The 14,097-nt window shown below is 74.4% G+C and carries 18 protein-coding genes; 10 read left to right on the top strand and 8 right to left on the bottom strand.

Features of this window, described 5'->3' with window-relative positions; translation table 11 throughout:
- Positions 1 to 46 precede the first annotated feature (46 nt).
- Both ACFYM6_RS25080 and ACFYM6_RS25075 read left to right on the top strand, forming a co-directional pair.
- On the top strand, positions 47 to 550 hold the full coding sequence (locus ACFYM6_RS25080) for a MarR family winged helix-turn-helix transcriptional regulator (RefSeq protein ID WP_387279229.1): 504 nt from the start codon (positions 47 to 49) through the stop codon (positions 548 to 550).
- A 197-nt stretch (positions 551 to 747) separates the two neighbouring features.
- Positions 748 to 1,257, top strand: a complete 510-nt coding sequence (locus ACFYM6_RS25075; RefSeq protein WP_387279227.1) for a GNAT family N-acetyltransferase — start codon at positions 748 to 750, stop codon at positions 1,255 to 1,257.
- A 7-nt stretch (positions 1,258 to 1,264) separates the two neighbouring features.
- Here ACFYM6_RS25075 and ACFYM6_RS25070 read toward each other — a convergent pair whose 3' ends face one another.
- On the bottom strand, positions 1,265 to 2,290 hold the full coding sequence (locus tag ACFYM6_RS25070; protein ID WP_387279225.1) for a helix-turn-helix transcriptional regulator: 1,026 nt from the start codon (positions 2,288 to 2,290) through the stop codon (positions 1,265 to 1,267).
- A 141-nt stretch (positions 2,291 to 2,431) separates the two neighbouring features.
- Between ACFYM6_RS25070 and ACFYM6_RS25065 the strand changes: the two genes are divergently transcribed.
- The 3 genes from ACFYM6_RS25065 (at position 2,432) to ACFYM6_RS25055 (ending at position 4,472) form a co-directional block, all read left to right on the top strand.
- On the top strand, positions 2,432 to 3,424 hold the full coding sequence (locus ACFYM6_RS25065; RefSeq protein ID WP_387279223.1) for a tyrosine-type recombinase/integrase: 993 nt from the start codon (positions 2,432 to 2,434) through the stop codon (positions 3,422 to 3,424).
- Between the two features lie 42 nt (positions 3,425 to 3,466).
- The gene (locus ACFYM6_RS25060; protein WP_387279221.1) at positions 3,467 to 4,102 is read left to right on the top strand and encodes a TetR/AcrR family transcriptional regulator; all 636 of its coding nucleotides are present in this window, start codon (positions 3,467 to 3,469) and stop codon (positions 4,100 to 4,102) included.
- An 82-nt stretch (positions 4,103 to 4,184) separates the two neighbouring features.
- Positions 4,185 to 4,472, top strand: a complete 288-nt coding sequence (locus tag ACFYM6_RS25055; protein ID WP_387279219.1) for a VOC family protein — start codon at positions 4,185 to 4,187, stop codon at positions 4,470 to 4,472.
- 56 nt (positions 4,473 to 4,528) lie between these two features.
- Here ACFYM6_RS25055 and ACFYM6_RS25050 read toward each other — a convergent pair whose 3' ends face one another.
- Positions 4,529 to 5,548 (bottom strand): helix-turn-helix transcriptional regulator, encoded by a 1,020-nt coding sequence (locus tag ACFYM6_RS25050; RefSeq protein ID WP_387279217.1) that lies wholly within the window; start codon positions 5,546 to 5,548, stop codon positions 4,529 to 4,531.
- Positions 5,549 to 5,637: 89 nt separating this feature from the next.
- Between ACFYM6_RS25050 and ACFYM6_RS25045 the strand changes: the two genes are divergently transcribed.
- A complete protein-coding gene (locus ACFYM6_RS25045) occupies positions 5,638 to 6,042 on the top strand; it encodes a VOC family protein (RefSeq protein WP_387279215.1) in 405 nt (134 codons plus the stop codon).
- A gap of 25 nt (positions 6,043 to 6,067) precedes the next feature.
- Here ACFYM6_RS25045 and ACFYM6_RS25040 read toward each other — a convergent pair whose 3' ends face one another.
- On the bottom strand, positions 6,068 to 6,472 hold the full coding sequence (locus ACFYM6_RS25040; RefSeq protein ID WP_387279213.1) for a winged helix-turn-helix transcriptional regulator: 405 nt from the start codon (positions 6,470 to 6,472) through the stop codon (positions 6,068 to 6,070).
- Between the two features lie 97 nt (positions 6,473 to 6,569).
- Here ACFYM6_RS25040 and ACFYM6_RS25035 point away from each other — a divergent pair, with 97 nt between their 5' ends.
- Complete coding sequence (locus ACFYM6_RS25035) at positions 6,570 to 7,391, top strand: SDR family oxidoreductase (RefSeq protein WP_387279211.1); 822 nt, start codon at positions 6,570 to 6,572, stop codon at positions 7,389 to 7,391.
- A gap of 51 nt (positions 7,392 to 7,442) precedes the next feature.
- On the opposite strand, the gene ACFYM6_RS25030 is transcribed toward ACFYM6_RS25035, so the two are convergent.
- Positions 7,443 to 7,814: a VOC family protein gene (locus tag ACFYM6_RS25030; RefSeq protein ID WP_387279209.1), complete on the bottom strand. Its 372-nt coding sequence runs from the start codon at positions 7,812 to 7,814 to the stop codon at positions 7,443 to 7,445.
- Positions 7,815 to 7,870: 56 nt separating this feature from the next.
- Positions 7,871 to 9,577, bottom strand: a complete 1,707-nt coding sequence (locus ACFYM6_RS25025) for an acyl-CoA dehydrogenase family protein (protein ID WP_387279207.1) — start codon at positions 9,575 to 9,577, stop codon at positions 7,871 to 7,873.
- 107 nt (positions 9,578 to 9,684) lie between these two features.
- Here ACFYM6_RS25025 and ACFYM6_RS25020 point away from each other — a divergent pair, with 107 nt between their 5' ends.
- Positions 9,685 to 10,143 carry a hypothetical protein gene (locus ACFYM6_RS25020; RefSeq protein WP_387279205.1) on the top strand — a complete coding sequence of 153 codons (459 nt, stop codon included), beginning with the start codon at positions 9,685 to 9,687 and terminating at the stop codon, positions 10,141 to 10,143.
- A 50-nt stretch (positions 10,144 to 10,193) separates the two neighbouring features.
- Here ACFYM6_RS25020 and ACFYM6_RS25015 read toward each other — a convergent pair whose 3' ends face one another.
- The 3 genes from ACFYM6_RS25015 to ACFYM6_RS25005 all read right to left on the bottom strand — a co-directional run bounded on the left by ACFYM6_RS25015 (position 10,194) and on the right by ACFYM6_RS25005 (position 13,171).
- Entirely contained in the window at positions 10,194 to 10,910 is a 717-nt protein-coding gene (locus tag ACFYM6_RS25015; protein ID WP_387279203.1) for a thymidine kinase, read from the bottom strand.
- A gap of 87 nt (positions 10,911 to 10,997) precedes the next feature.
- Positions 10,998 to 12,389, bottom strand: a complete 1,392-nt coding sequence (locus ACFYM6_RS25010; protein ID WP_387279201.1) for an MFS transporter — start codon at positions 12,387 to 12,389, stop codon at positions 10,998 to 11,000.
- Positions 12,390 to 12,403: 14 nt separating this feature from the next.
- The gene (locus ACFYM6_RS25005) at positions 12,404 to 13,171 is read right to left on the bottom strand and encodes a glycerophosphodiester phosphodiesterase family protein (RefSeq protein ID WP_387279199.1); all 768 of its coding nucleotides are present in this window, start codon (positions 13,169 to 13,171) and stop codon (positions 12,404 to 12,406) included.
- A 99-nt stretch (positions 13,172 to 13,270) separates the two neighbouring features.
- On the opposite strand from ACFYM6_RS25005, the gene ACFYM6_RS25000 reads away from it, so the two are divergent.
- Both ACFYM6_RS25000 and ACFYM6_RS24995 read left to right on the top strand, forming a co-directional pair.
- Entirely contained in the window at positions 13,271 to 13,720 is a 450-nt protein-coding gene (locus ACFYM6_RS25000) for a helix-turn-helix domain-containing protein (RefSeq protein ID WP_387279197.1), read from the top strand.
- On the top strand, positions 13,713 to 14,084 hold the full coding sequence (locus ACFYM6_RS24995) for a DUF4180 domain-containing protein (protein ID WP_387279195.1): 372 nt from the start codon (positions 13,713 to 13,715) through the stop codon (positions 14,082 to 14,084). The genes ACFYM6_RS25000 and ACFYM6_RS24995 overlap by 8 nt, the downstream gene beginning before the upstream one ends.
- Positions 14,085 to 14,097 lie beyond the last annotated feature (13 nt).

Here is a 14,097-nt window from a genome sequence, read left to right as displayed (position 1 = left end):
AACATTTCGACAACGAATATTTCGGCGACGGCGTACCGTGGGGCGGGTGACCGACCGCGACCGCACCGACCAGCACGTGGCGCGCTGGCTGCCCGTCCTGCCCGACCTCGACCCCGACGTGGAGGGCGCGGTCACCCGGATGTCGGTCCTCACCCGGCACCTGCGCGAGGTGAAGGACCGGGCCCTCGCCGACCTGGACCTCCAGGAGAAGGAGTACGGCACCCTGCACGCCCTGGCTGGACGCGGTGGCCGGGCCGCCCCCTCGGAGATCGCCGGTGACCTGCGCATGGCGCCCGCCTCGATCACCGCCCGGGTGGACGCGCTGGTCCACCGCGGGTTCGTCCGGCGGATCCCCTCGCCGCTGGACCGGCGGCGGATCGACGTCGAACTGACCGAGGCCGGCCGGACGGCCTGGCGGCGCGCGCTCGGGGTGGTCGGCGACGAGGAGCACCGGGTGCTCGGCGCGCTCACCCCGCAGGAGCGGCGGCTGCTGTCGGACCTGCTGCGCCGGGTCGCCCTCGCCGCAGAGCGCCCGCCGGCTCACCCCTGACCGGCGCATCCTGTCGGCGGGGCAACTCCCTGAGTCGAGGCGCGCGCAGCGGTCGAGGCGACGGCCCGCGACCGCACCATGCCGGTCCGTCAGAACGCCGGCCGCGCCTCCGCGGGCCGGTCGGCGGCCTGCGGTTCGCCCGCCCCATCCGCGGTGGGCGGGCGAAAGGCGTTTGACGGTGCGGTGAGGATCGAGCGGTGACGACCTGGACGACCAGTCCCACTCCACCCCACACTCCCGAGGCGGCGATCCTGCTGCGTGAGTACATGGCGGAGATGGTCCGCCGCTGGCACGGCCGGCCGGAACGGCCGGCCGAGGTGACCGAGGCGCTGGCCGAGATGCCCAGCGACGACCTCGCGCCGCCCACCGGGCTGCTCGTGCTGGCCCGCCGCGACGGGCGGCTCGCCGGCTGCGCCGGCCTGCGCTGGCGTCCCCGCTGGGCGGAACTCACCCGGGTCTACGTCCGCCCCGCGCACCGCGGCACCGGCGGCGGGGTTGCCCTGCTGGCCGCCGTCGAGGCGTACGCCCGGTCGAGCGGGGCGGACCGGCTCCGGCTGGACACCCGCGCCGACCTGGTCGAGGCCCGCGCCCTGTACGCCCGCCACGGCTACCGCGAGATCCCCGCGTTCAACGACGGCCCGTACGCCCAGCACTGGTTCGAGAAGCTGCTGCCGGCCCGGGTCGACGACCCGGTCGCCCCGCGCTGAACGGGGGTCAATCCGACTCACCGGTTGAGGCGTCCGGGGCGGAGGCGCCCACCGGTGTCTGCACCGGATAGAGCCGGGCCAGGGCGTGGGCGGTGGCGGCCAGCCGCTCCCGCAGCTCGGCCGGCGCCAGCACCTCCACCTCCGCGCCCAGCTTGAGCAGTTCGGTGTGGCCGTGCTTCACCGACTCGATCGGCACGCTGGTCTCCAGCCAGCCGTGCTCGTCCGGCTCGCCGGCCGCCGCCCGGGCCGCCCGGCTCATCTCGGGCGGGAAGACGTACTGCGCGAACTCCAGCGCGGCCACCGTCATCCGCACCCGGGCCTGCCCGCGGTAGACGTCCCGCTCGTACCGCGCGGTCCACTCCTGCCAGTACCCGGCCAGGTCGAAGTCCGCCGGCCGCGCGTACCGCTCGTCGCGCACCACCAGGTCGAGCACCGCGCCGACCCGGTAGGTGCGCAGCTGCTCGCCGCACCGGGCCACCAGATACCAGCGGCCCGCCTTGAGCACCACGCCCAGCGGGGCCACCACCCGGGTCACCTCGCGCGGGGCCCGCCAGCGCCGGTAACGGATCTCCACCAGCCGGTCCTCCCACACCGCCCGGGCCAGGGTGGCCAAATGCGGGGTGGGCTCGGGCTGGCGGAACCAGCCAGGCGCGTCCAGGTGGAACCGCTGCCGCACCTGACCGCTCCGGTCGGCCAGCTCGTCGGGGAGCGCGGCGAGCACTTTCAGCTCGGCCGCGGCCACCACTTGACCGAGGCCCAGCTCGGCGGCCGGGCCGGGCATCCCGGCCAGGAACAGCGCCTCCGCCTCCGGCGCGGTCAGCCCGGTCAGCCGGGTCCGGTAGCCCTCCAACAGCCGGTACCCGCCGGCCGGGCCGCGGTCGGCGTACACCGGGACGCCGGCGGCGCCGAGCGACTCGACGTCGCGGTAGACGGTCCGGACGGAGACCTCCAGGGCGTCGGCGAGCTCCTGGGCGGTCATCCGCCCGCGGGTCTGCAGGAGCAGCAGCAGGGACACCAGGCGGCTGGCACGCACCCGGTGACGGTATCCCGGACCGGAAAACCGCTGGTGGCCCGCCCAGGCGGCCGGCAGGCGGCGGAACGGTGTGATCTTCGTCGGATTCCGGTCGGGCGCGCCTCGTCGCGATTCCGCCCGCCGGCTGAGAGTCTTTCTCGCATGCTGCGTCCCGAGGTGCTGCCCCGCGGGTCGGTGCGGCCCGCCCTGACCGGCGGGCCGGCCGACTTCACCGAGGCGTGGCTGCGGAACCGGCGGCTGTCGGAGCACACCCGGGACGCGTACCGGCGCGACGTGGCCGGCTGGCTGAGCTGGTGCGCCGGCCGGGGCCTCGACCCGCTGCGGGCCAGCTTCCTCGACGTCAACGCCTACGGCCGGGAGTTGGAGGCCACGCTGGGCGTGCGCAGCGGCCGGCCGCTCACCCCGGCGACCGTCGCCCGCCGCCTGTCCGCGCTGTCCAGCTGGTTCGACTTCCTGGTCAAGCTGCGCGCGGTCGACGCCAACCCGGTCACCGCCGCCGACCGCCCGCGGGTCGACCGGGACCACTCCGCCACGGTTGGCCTGACCCCGGAGGAGGTCGACGCGCTGCTCGCGGCCGCCGAGGCGGACACCGGCCCGACCGCCGCTCGCAACCGGGCCGCCATCGCCCTGCTGGCCGACCTGGGCCTGCGGGTCGGTGAGCTGATCTCGCTGGACCTGACCGACCTGGGCGCGGAGCGCGGGCACCGCAGCCTCCGGTTCGTCGGCAAGGGGGGCAAGGTCCGCCGCCGCGCGCTCACCCCCGGCACCGCGTACGCGGTGGACGCCTACCTGGCCGCCCGGGCCGCCGCGCAGGGGGTGACCGTGCCCGAGCTGACCGGGCCGCTGCTGGTCACCGCCAGCGGCGCCCGGCTGGACCGGCACTCGGTGTTCCGGCTGGTGCGCCGGCTCGCCCGGGCCGCCGGGATCCCCGCCTGGGCGAAGCTGTCCCCGCACTCGCTGCGGCACGCGTTCGCCACCACCGCCCGCGCCGAGGGCGTGCCGCTGGAGGACGTGCAGGACGCCATGGGGCACGCCGACCCGCGCACCACCCGCCGCTACGACCGGGACCGGCACAACCTGGACCGGGATCCCGCGTACGTCATCTGGGCGGCCCGGTCCCGACGGCGGGGATAATCCCGTTGACGGAGTGAGTACTCACTCCGCACGCTGGATGCCATGACGGACCCTGAGACACCCCGGCGCCGCGCGCCGGGACTGAGCCCCGACGAGCGTCGTGCCATGATCGTGCGGGCCGCGTTGCCGCTGCTCGCCACGCACGGCGCCACGGTCACCACCGCCCAGGTCGCCCGCGCCGCCGGCATCGGCGAGGCGACCGTCTTCCGCGCCTTCCCCGACAAGGACGCCCTGCTCGACGCCTGCGTCGCCGAGGCGCTGCGCCCCGACACGGCCCTCAGCGAGGTGGCCGCGATCCCGCTCGATCAGCCTCTCGGCGACCGGCTCGCCGCCGCCGCCACGGCCCTGCGCGCGCACCTCGACCGGATCGGCGCGGTGCTCGCCGCCGCCCACGCCGCCGGCCGCCCCGGCCGCGGGCAGCGCGACGTCCCGCCGGTCCGCGACCGCGCATCGGCCCGGGAGGAGTCGGCCGACGCGGTCCGGGCCGCCGTCGCCGCGCTGCTCGCGCCCGAGGGGGACCGGCTGCGGCTGCCCGCCGACCAACTCGCCGCCCTGTTCCTGGCCGTCCTGGTGCCCAGCCGCACCCCGCTGGCCGGCGCAACGCCGACCCCGGCCGAACTGGTCGACCTGTTCCTGCACGGCGCGCTAGCGCCAGCCGAACCGGAGAAGGACCGATGAGCGTCACCCTCAACCACACGATCGTCCCGGCTCGGGACCACCGGGCGGCGGCGGGCTTCTTCGCCGACATCATGGGCTGCCGGTGCTTCCGCCGGCCGGGCGCAACGGCCACTTCGCCCCGGTACGGGTCAACGATCAGCTCACCCTGGACTTCATGAGCGTGCCCGCGCCCGAGGGCCACCACCTGGCGTTCGACGTGGACCCGGACACCTTCGACGCGATCCTGGCCCGGCTACGCGACGGTGGGGTGCCGTACGGCAGCGAGCCCGGCGTACCCGACAACGGACGGACCGACCATCCACTGTGCGCTCGGGGGCTGTTCTTCCGCGACGATTCCGGCAACCTCTACGAGGTGATGTCCCCGGCGTAGTGGGGGTGGCCAACCTGGCGGTCCGCGGTGAGCGACGCCACCGCCCAAGGGCCAGGTCACCCCCCGGCAGCTGGCCTCACGTGCTCGGCACCGCGGTGTCCGGTCCCGATCGCGGCGGCCTTGCGGTCGGTGTGCCCGCCCGGGTATCGGCTGACGAGCTCGGCGCCGATGCGGGCGAGCTCGTCCTGGACGGAGCGGGGTTCGATGACTTCGATCAGCGTGCCCCAGCCGGCGAGGTGTCGGGCGATGTCCAGCGGGGTCGGGGCGGCGAGGCGGACGCGGACCCGCCCCCGGTCGGGTTCGCCGTCGGTGTGGCAGTGCCGGCCGAACTGGTCACGCAGGATCGGCACGAACCGTTCCTGGACGAGCACGGTCGCCCAGGTCCTCGAACGCCGCTGTTCGATCTCGTCGACGACCTCCTGCCAGGCGGCGGTGAGGACGAAGTCGTCCGGGCGTTCGGCGGGCTGATCGGTCGGTGCGGCCTGGATGATCCGGTCGATGCGGAAGGTCCGTCGTCCTCGGTCGGTTCCCGCCAGCAGGTACCAGGTGTCGTCCTTGTCGACCAGGCCCCACGGATCGACCAGCCGCTCCGCCGGTTTCCGATCGCGGCCGGCGTAGGTCAGGCGGACCTTGCGGCGCCGGACCACGGTGGTCTGCAGCAGGTCGACCATCGCGGGCCTGGGACGGTCCCGCTCGCCCCAGCCTGCGGGGTCGGTCATCGTCGCGGCGGTGGCGGCCTCGGCGTCGGCCCGGAAGGTCCGCGGCAGCGCGCCCAGGAGTTTGCGCAGCGCCGCTCTGGCCTCGGGCGAGACGGCGGCGGGGCCGACGAGCAGGAACAGTGCCTGCGCCTCGGCCACCGTCAGGCCGCTGAGGTCGGTGCGGGCGCCACCGACCAGCGACCAGCCGCCACCGCGGCCGGGCTGCGGATAGACCGGGACGCCCGCCGCCGCGAGCGCCTCCAGGTCCCGGCGGGCGGTGGCGACCGACACCTCGAGGTCGGCGGCCAGCTCGGCCGCGGTCACGCGGCCACGGGTCTGCATCAGCAGCAGGACGGCCACGAGACGATCGGCGCGCATGATCCAGGATCCTCCCACAAAGTGCTCAGAAGGTGAGCACTTTGAAGCGGAGGATGGCTGGTGTCACCGACCAGGAAGGGAACCCTCCGATGCTGCGAGGCCTCACCACCGTCAGCTTCTTCGCCGACGACGTCACCGCTGCCGCCCGCTGGTACGCCGAACTGCTCGGCATCGAGCCGTACTTCACCCGTCCGATCCAGGGGACGCCCGCCTATGTCGAGTTCCGCATCGGCGGCCAGCAGCACGAGCTCGGCATCATCGACCGCCGTTTCGCCCCTCACCCGCGCCCGGGGGAGGCCGGCGGCGCGGTGATCTACTGGCACGTGGACGACGTCGAGGCCGCATTCGAGCGGCTGCTGTCCCTGGGCGCCACGGCGTACGAGAAGCCGGTCCAGCGCGGTCCCGGCTTCGTCACCGCCTCTGTGGTCGACCCGTTCGGCAACATCCTCGCCGTCATGTACAACGAGCACTACCTGCAGATGGCGGGCCGATGACGCACCTCGCGGCGACCGCCGGAGGTCAGCGCCGGCCGGTGCCTCGCTGCCGGGCGTCGTAGTCGCGGCGGGCCTGGTCGACCTGGTCGAGGTTGACGGCCGACCACTCGGCGAGGGTGGCGAACAGCGGCGCGAGGCTGCGCCCCAGCTCACTGATCTCGTATTCGACGCGCGGCGGGACCTCGGGGTGGTAGGTGCGTACGACCAGGCCGTCGCGCTCCAACTGCCGCAACCGTTGGGTGAGCACCTTCGGGGTGATGGTGGTCAGGCGGCGTTCCAGTTCCACGAACCGTTGCCGCCCGTACTCGTGCAGCGCCCAGAGGATCGGGGTGGTCCAGCGGCTGAACACGATGTCGACCACCGGCGCGATCGGGCAGACCTGCTCGGGGTCGAGCGCCACCGGGGGCACCGGCGTGGTGGTGCTGCTCACAATCGCCTCCCAGGCCATTACTTTCCTCTAGGTACCTACTATATCCAGGCAACTAGCGTCCTGAGGTGTCAAGAGAGCACACCGAAAGGAAGCAATCATGATCGTGGTGACGGGAGCGACGGGGAACGTCGGGCGGCCGCTGGTGCAGGCGTTGGCCGCAGCCGGGGAGCCGGTGACGGCGGTGTCGCGGCAGGTCACGGCGGCCGCCCTGCCGGCCGGCGTGCGGGCCGTGCCCGCTGACCTGGCCGCGCCGGCCGACCTGAAGCCGGCGCTGCACGGCGCGGAGGCGCTGTTTCTGCTGCTCACCGGAGAGTTGCTGGCGGCCGACCCGAGCGAGATCCTCGCCGCCGCCCGCGACGCCGGGGTGCGCCGGGTGGTCCTGCTCTCCTCCCAGGGGGTGGGCAGCCACCGCTACCCGCCGCAGATCGAGGAGGCGGTGACGGCGTCCGGCCTGGAGTGGACGGTGCTGCGGCCCAGCGGCTACCACACCAACGCCTTTGCCTGGGCGGAGACGGTGCGCCGCACCCGGGCCGTCACCGCGCCCTTCGGTGACGTCGGTCTGCCGTTCGTGGACCCGGCCGACGTCGCCGAGGTCGCCGCGGTGACCCTGCGGCACAACGGCCACGACGGCGCCACGTACGAGCTGACCGGCCCGGAGCTGGTCACGCCCCGCCGGCAGGCGGCGGCGATCGGCGACGCGCTCGGTGAGCCGGTGCGGTTCGCCGAGCTGAGCCCGGCGCAGGCCCGCGCGCAGATGCTGCAGTTCATGCCCGAACCGGCCGTGACCGCCACGCTCGGCATCCTGGGCGCCCCCACACCGGCCGAGCAGCGGGTCAGCCCCGACGTCGAGCGGTTGCTCGGCCGGGCGCCGCGCACCTTCGCCGACTGGGCGGCGCGCCACGCGGCCGCCTTCCGGTGACCGGCCCACCGGCTCGCCGGGCGGTGGTCGCCCGACGAGCCGGCCCACGGCTCAGCCCTGCGGGCGCGGGCAGATGCAGAACGGCTGGCCGATCGGGTCGATCAGCACGGTCCACCGCTCGCCGCCCGGCTGGAACTCCGGCCTGGTCGCGCCGGCCGCCACGAACTCCTTCTCGGCGACGGTCAGGTCGTCGACGTACACGTCCAGGTGGTAGCGCTTGTCGGCGGTTTCGTCCGGCCAGGCCGGCGGCGTGTATCCGTCGACCAGGCCGAAGCCGATCGACGTCCCGTCCTTGCTGATCATGGCGTATTCGGCCTGGCTATGGGTGACCTCCCAGCCCAGGACGCGGGAGTAAAACCCGGCGTGGGCGGCCGGGTCGGAGCTGTCGAGGTTGACCATCGCGAGGTCGGCGTGCACTGTCATGCCGGCCATCCTGTCGGCAGATCCTGACATCCTCTGGCAGGTACCGGTCAACTCTTTCAGCAGAGCAGCTCCAGGTGCCGATGGGCGTCGGCGGCGATGTCCTCGTGCCGCAGTCGGCGCCGGGCCCAGAGCCAGGCCGCCGTCTCGGCCTGCTCGTCGCCCCACGCGGCGTGCTCGACAAGCAGCGCGGCGGTGAGCGCGTACGCGGTGCGCAGCGCCAGCCCGCGCGCCCCGGCGACCACCTCGACGGCCGCCGGGTCGGCGGTCGCCTCGGCGAGCCGGGTGCGCAGCTCCTCGGTGACCGCCGCCAGGGTGTCGGCCAGGGCGGGGGAGAGCGGGCGGGCCAGGTCGACGGCGGCGGTCAGCCGGCGCAGCAGCGGCGCGCCGGCGTCCTCCCGGGCGACCGCGCGCAGCACGTCCAGGGCGAGCACGTCGGTGGTGCCCTCCCAGATCGGCAGCACCTGCGCGTCGCGCAGCAGCCGCGGCACTCCGGTGTCCTCGACGTAGCCGGCGCCGCCGAACGCCTCGACGTACTCGCTGGCGGAGGCCACGGCGAGCCGCCCGGTGGCGAGCTTGGCCAGCGGCGCGACCACCCGCAGCTCGGCGGCCGCATCCGGGTCGCCGCCGACCTCGACCCGCCCGAGCAGCGCGAACGCGTGCCCGGCGAGGACGAACGCGCCGGCCGCGTCCACGGCGAGGGCGCCGAGGGTGGCCCGGTGCAGCGGCGACTCGATGAGCCGCCCGCCGGCCACCTGCCGGCCCTCGGCGTACGCGCGGGCGTACGCCAGGCCGCGGCGCATGCCGGAGGCGGCGGCGGAGGCGTTGTGCACCCGGGTGACCACGACCAGGGTCATCGCCCGGACCAGCCCGGGCACGGCCGGGTCACCGAGCGGCAGCGCGTACGCGTCGCGCAGCCCGATCTCGGCGGTGGGCAGCGCCCAGGTGCCGAGCTTGTCCTTGAGCCGGTGCACGGTCACCCCGGGCGCCGGCGCGTCGGGGGCGGCGGAGGCGCCGGCCAGCGGCGAGTCGGCGGCGTAGCGGGGCACCAGGAACGGCGCGAGGACCCGACTGCCCCGACCGGCGCCGTCGGGCCGGGCCAGGGCCACCGCCATCGGCGAGTCGGCGGCGGAGCAGAACCATTTCTCCCCGGTCAGCCGCCACGACCCGTCGGCGGCGGGCCGGCCGATGGTGCTGGACCGGGACAGGTCGGAGCCGCCCTGCGACTCGGTCATCCACTGCCCGCTGACGATCGCGGTGTCCGGGTCGGTGGAGATGAGCCGGGGCAGCCAGGCCTCGCGCACGGCCCCGTCGACCTCGGGGAGGCTGAGCAGCGCGGCGGCGCCGTCGGCCATGGCGACCGGGCAGGAGAAGGTGGCCGACTCCGGGGCGTACAGGTGCAGCAGGGCATGCTGGACGACGCGGGCGGCGGCCCCCCAGGTGCCCCGCGCGGACTCCAGATAGGGCAGCGCGACCACGGCGTGCCGGGCGGCGGCGGCGCGCTGGGCCTGCCAGCCGGCCGAGGTGTCGATCCGGTCGACGCGGGCGCCCCACGGGTCGTACCGGACCAGGGTGGGCGGGTGCGCCTCGGCGTCGGCGTGCGCGGCCCGCAGCGGCCCGGCGACGTCGGCGGCCAGGTCGGCCAGCCGGCCCTTCGCCGCGGCGTGCCCGTCCGGGCCGAGGTGCCGCTCCAGCCAGGACCGCAGCAGCGGGTCCCCGCTGTACGGGTCGTCGGGGGTCGGTGCCGGCTGCACGTAGCGGGTCATGCTCACTCCTTCGAGGGGTGTGGGCCGACGGTAGACGATGCCGCCACCGACGCGACAGGGTCAATGTGGCTGCGCGGTGACGTAACGGGCACATACGGTCGATCCCGATGGGCAATGAGCAGGCGTGGAGCCGGCCGGCCCGGCCCCGCCGGCCGGTCCGCAGCGGTCTGGTGCTGGGCGGCCTCGGACTGGGCCTGTGCCTGATCGGCGTGGCCGGTCTGGGCGTCTGGAACGTGCAGATGATGCTGCAGGCCAACGGCCCGGTGCGGGACACCGCCGACGCGTTCCTGCGGGAGGTGGCGTCGGGGGACACCGACAAGGCCTACCAGAAGCTGTGCCGGGACGCGCGCAGCCGGTGGAGCGCGGTCGGCTTCGGCAGCTGGGTGCGCACCCCGCCGCAGGTCAGCGGCTACGAGATCACCGACGTGTCGGTGGCCACCGAGCGCGGCATCCCGCGCGCCACGGTGAAGGCGCGGCTGACCCGCGACGGCGGCGCCAGTGAGGAGCGCAGCCTGCGGGTGGTGCAGGAGGACGGCAAGTGGCGGGTGTGCGGGGACCCGTTCTGACGCCGCAGCCGGGGACGACACGGTGGGCGGCGGTGCCCTATCCGGGGCGCTCAGCCGCGGGGGCCGAGATCCCCGGAGCGGTAGTGCCGGCGGCAGAGCACCTGGTAGCGCACGTCGGCGTCGTCCACGGTGTCGCCGATGACGACCTGCTCGCCCTCGCGGACCACCCGCCCGTGCACGACCCGGGCGTTGAGCAGCCCTTCCCGGCCGCACCAGCAGAGCACCTCGACCTGGATGCGGGCCACCTCGTCGGCGAGTTCGAACAGCCGCTGCGCGGCCGGGAAGAGGCAGGAGCGGAAGTCGGTGGCCAGGCCGAACGCGTACACGTCGACGTCGTACTCGTCGACCAGCTCGGCCATCTGCTCGACGTGCTCCAGGTTGTAGAAGGAGGCCTCGTCGCAGATCAGGTAGTCGACGCGTACCCCGTCGGCGAGCGCGTCGCGGACCAGGTCGCGCAGGTCGAGCTTGTCGGTGACCTCGACGGCGGCGTGCGCCAGGCCGATGCGGGTGGTGACCTGCGGGCCGAGCGACCGGTCGATGCGGGTGGTGACCAGGCCGCGGCGGCCCTGCCGGGCGTGGTTGTAGTTCATCTGCAGGGCCATCGTGGACTTGCCGCAGTCCATCGGCCCCCAGAAGAACTTCAGCGCGGCGGCGTGCAGCGGCCGCCCGTCGCCGCCACGGGCGGCGGCGCAGCCGCCGGCACGGTCGGTGCCCGGGCCGGAGAGGGGCCGGGCCAGGCAGATCGGGGCGGCGGCGTTGTCGGTCACGTCGGGGCAGCCTAGTCCATCGACGCGAGAGGATCTTGCCGGTGCGCGGGCCGGGATGTCGTGCCCGGCCCGCGCATCCGGCCCGGGCTACAGCACCCGGGGCGGGGTGTTGCCGGCGGCGACGATGGCCCGGCGGATCGGCACCGCGGCGAGCAGCGCGAACCCGAGCACGAAGAAGATCAGCAGGGAGACCAGGCCCACCCGGTACGAGGCGGTGAGCTGGAACACCAGCCCGAAGGCGAGCGGCCCGAGCCAGCTGGTGCCCTTGTCGCTGATCTCGTAGAAGCCGTAGTACTCGCCTTCCTTGCCGGCGGGGATGAGCTGGCTGAACAGCGACCGGCTCAGCGCCTGGCTGCCGCCGAGCACCAACCCGATGCAGCCGCCGAGCACCATGAACGGCAGCGGCGCCTCGGCGGGCAGCCGGAACGCGGCGATGATCACGGCGGTCCACAGCACCAGGGACAGCAGCACGGTCTTCCAGGCGCCGATGCGCCGCGCGAGGGCGCCGAGGGCGAGCGCGCCGCCGAAGGCGAGGAACTGCACCAGCAGGATCGTCACGATCAGGGTGCCCTGTTCCAGCTTCAACTCCTGGGTGCCGTACTGGCTGGCCAGGGTGATGACGGTCTGGATGCCGTCGTTGTAGACCAGGAAGGCGAGCAGGAAGAACAGCGTCAGCGGGTACGCCTTTATCTCCCGCAGGGTGCGGCCGAGCTGCTTGAACCCGTCGGTCAGCACGTTGCCGCCGGCGTGCAGCGCCGCGGCGGTGGGGTGTTCGCGCAGCCAGCGCAGCGGCAACAGGGTGAACGCGGCCCACCACACGCCGGCCGAGACGATCGACCAGCGGGCCAGGTCCAGGGTGCGCTGCGGGTTGCCCTCCTCGCTGAGCATGCTGACCGCGACCAGGTTCAGCGCGAGCAGCAGCCCGCCGCCGAGGTAGCCGATGGCCCAGCCGCGGCTGGAGATGGCGTCGCGGTCGTCGGGGCCGCCGAGTTGCGGCAGGAACGAGTTGTAGACGACGACGGCCGCGCCGAAGGAGATGTTGGCGATCAGGAACAGCGCCCCGCCGAGCAGGTACCGCTCGCCGGTGACGAAGGCGAACGCGATGGTCGCCCCGGCGCCGGTGAACGCCGCGGCGGCCAGCAGCGGCTTCTTGTGCGCCGACCGGTCGGCGATCGCCCCGATCACCGGCAGCACGAACACGGTGAGGAACACCGACAGCGAGATCAGGTACGGGTAGTAGGAGCCGGCGGCGACCCGGATGCCCAGCGGGTGCACGTACCCGTGGCAGCTGTCGGCGCCCAGCTCGCAGCCGGCGGCCAGCTCGGTGACGGTGGTGAGGAACGGCCCGAGGAACACCGTGATCACGGTGGTCTGGAAGGCGGAGTTCGCCCAGTCGTAGAAGTACCAGCCGGTGCGTTCGCGGCGGGTGCTGCCCGGCTGGGCGGGCTCGGCGACGGCGGGGGTGACCGTTTCGGCCATCGGGGTCCTTCGTCTCAGGCGGCCCAGTGGCCGCGGCTGCGGTAGACGTCGCGCAGCACGCCGACGTGATCGGTCATGATGCCATCCACACCAAGATCAAGTAAGTCGTGCATGTCGGCAGGTTCGTCGATCGTCCAGACGTGCACCTGCAACCCGATCCGGTGGCAGTACGCGAGGAACCGCCGGTCGACCACGGGGATGCGCCCGTACCGGACGGGCACCTGGGCGGCGACCACGGACGGGGGCAGCCGCAGCGACCGCCCGTGCAGGGAGGCCATCCGCAGCCGGGCCACCCCGCGCATGCCGAGGCTGGTGGCGACCTTCGTCCCGGCGAGGGCGCGCAGCCGGGTCAGCCGGGCGTCGCTGAACGAGGCGAGCAGCACCCGGTCGCCGGCGCCGGCCCGGGTGACCGTGTCGACGGTCGGTGCGACGCCGCCGTCGGCCTTGACGTCGATGTTGAACCGGATCTCCGGCCAGGCGGCGAGCACCTCGTCGAGGCGGGGCACGAGGGCGGCGCCGCCGACGCGGACGGCGGCGAGGTCGGCCCAGCGCAGGTCGGCGATGCGGCCCCGTTCGCCGGTGACCCGGCGCAGGGTGGCGTCGTGGAAGATCACCGCCACGCCGTCGGCGGTGGCGTGCACGTCGGTCTCCACGTACCGGTAGCCGAGGGCGACGGCCCGGGCGAACGCGGCGGCGGTGTTCTCGTCGCCGTCGGCCGCGCCGCCGCGGTGGGCGAAGGCCAGCGGTGCGGGGGCGTCCAGATAGCCGTGACGGGGCTGCACGCCGGAAGTATGCCGGGCCTCGGTGGCGTCCCGGTGACCGGCCGACGTCACCACAACCAACTTCCCTATCCTTCCCCATCATGCCTAGGATGGGGCACGATGAGTAATGACATGTACTCGGTCGAGCAGGTGGCCGACCTGCTCGGGCTGCACGTACGCACCGTGCGCGGCTACATCCGCGCCGGCCGGCTGCGCGCGGCGCGGATCGGCAAGCAGTACCGGATCTCCCGCGCCGACCTCGACGCCCTGACCGGGCGGCCCGCACCGCCCATCGGTGCGCCGGCGCTGGAGGTGTCGAGCATCGTGCAGGTCGACGGCGTCGACCGGGCCGCCGCCGACCGGCTCGCCACGCTCGTGCTCGCCGGCGTCAACACCGGCCACGACCCGACGCGACCGCTGCGTGTCCAGACCGTCCACGACGAGGAGCGCCACCGTATGAAGATCATTGTGCTGGGCGACGCCGCCACCACCGCCGACCTGCTGCGCCTGCTCGACGCGGTCCTGCAGGGCGGCAACGGCCTGCTCGCGGGGGAGGTCCGGGATGCCTGACGTGCTGCAGGAGCGGGCCGGGGTGGCGGTGCTGGTGTGCGACCCGGCGGGCCCGCCGGTGACCACCACCGACGAGGCCCTCGACCTGATCGGCGGTGCGGCCTTCGGCGGTGCCGAGGTGGTGGCCGTGCCGGCGGACCGGTTCGACCCGCGCTTCTTCTCCCTCGGCACCCGCTTCGCCGGGGAGATCATGCAGAAGTTCGTGAACTACCGGCTGCGGCTGGTCGTCGTCGGGGACATCACCCGGCATCTCGCGGCCAGCGCGGCACTGCGGGCGCTGGTGGCCGAGTCCAACCGCCACGACCACGTCTGGTTCCTGCCCGACCTGGCCGCGCTCGACGCCCGGCTGGCCGCCGCCACCTGACCCCTGTGGCCCC

Origin of the sequence: Micromonospora sp. NPDC006431, assembly GCF_042870725.1 — a bacterium.
Lineage (GTDB): Bacteria > Actinomycetota > Actinomycetes > Mycobacteriales > Micromonosporaceae > Micromonospora.
This window is presented reverse-complemented; position numbering and strand designations above follow the sequence as displayed.

Excerpts from the sequence above, each read along its gene's own strand:
- ACFYM6_RS25010 (WP_387279201.1), bottom strand. The coding sequence starts at position 12,389 with ATGGCCGAAACGGTCACCCCCGCCGTCGCCGAGCCCGCCCAGCCGGGC.
- ACFYM6_RS25065 (WP_387279223.1), top strand. The coding sequence starts at position 2,432 with ATGCTGCGTCCCGAGGTGCTGCCCCGCGGGTCGGTGCGGCCCGCCCTG.
- ACFYM6_RS25020 (WP_387279205.1), top strand. The coding sequence starts at position 9,685 with ATGGGCAATGAGCAGGCGTGGAGCCGGCCGGCCCGGCCCCGCCGGCCG.
- ACFYM6_RS25000 (WP_387279197.1), top strand. The coding sequence starts at position 13,271 with ATGAGTAATGACATGTACTCGGTCGAGCAGGTGGCCGACCTGCTCGGG.
- ACFYM6_RS25060 (WP_387279221.1), top strand. The coding sequence starts at position 3,467 with ATGACGGACCCTGAGACACCCCGGCGCCGCGCGCCGGGACTGAGCCCC.
- ACFYM6_RS25050 (WP_387279217.1), bottom strand. The coding sequence starts at position 5,548 with ATGCGCGCCGATCGTCTCGTGGCCGTCCTGCTGCTGATGCAGACCCGT.
- ACFYM6_RS25025 (WP_387279207.1), bottom strand. The coding sequence starts at position 9,577 with ATGACCCGCTACGTGCAGCCGGCACCGACCCCCGACGACCCGTACAGC.
- ACFYM6_RS25045 (WP_387279215.1), top strand. The coding sequence starts at position 5,638 with ATGCTGCGAGGCCTCACCACCGTCAGCTTCTTCGCCGACGACGTCACC.
- ACFYM6_RS24995 (WP_387279195.1), top strand. The coding sequence starts at position 13,713 with ATGCCTGACGTGCTGCAGGAGCGGGCCGGGGTGGCGGTGCTGGTGTGC.
- ACFYM6_RS25030 (WP_387279209.1), bottom strand. The coding sequence starts at position 7,814 with ATGACAGTGCACGCCGACCTCGCGATGGTCAACCTCGACAGCTCCGAC.
- ACFYM6_RS25035 (WP_387279211.1), top strand. The coding sequence starts at position 6,570 with ATGATCGTGGTGACGGGAGCGACGGGGAACGTCGGGCGGCCGCTGGTG.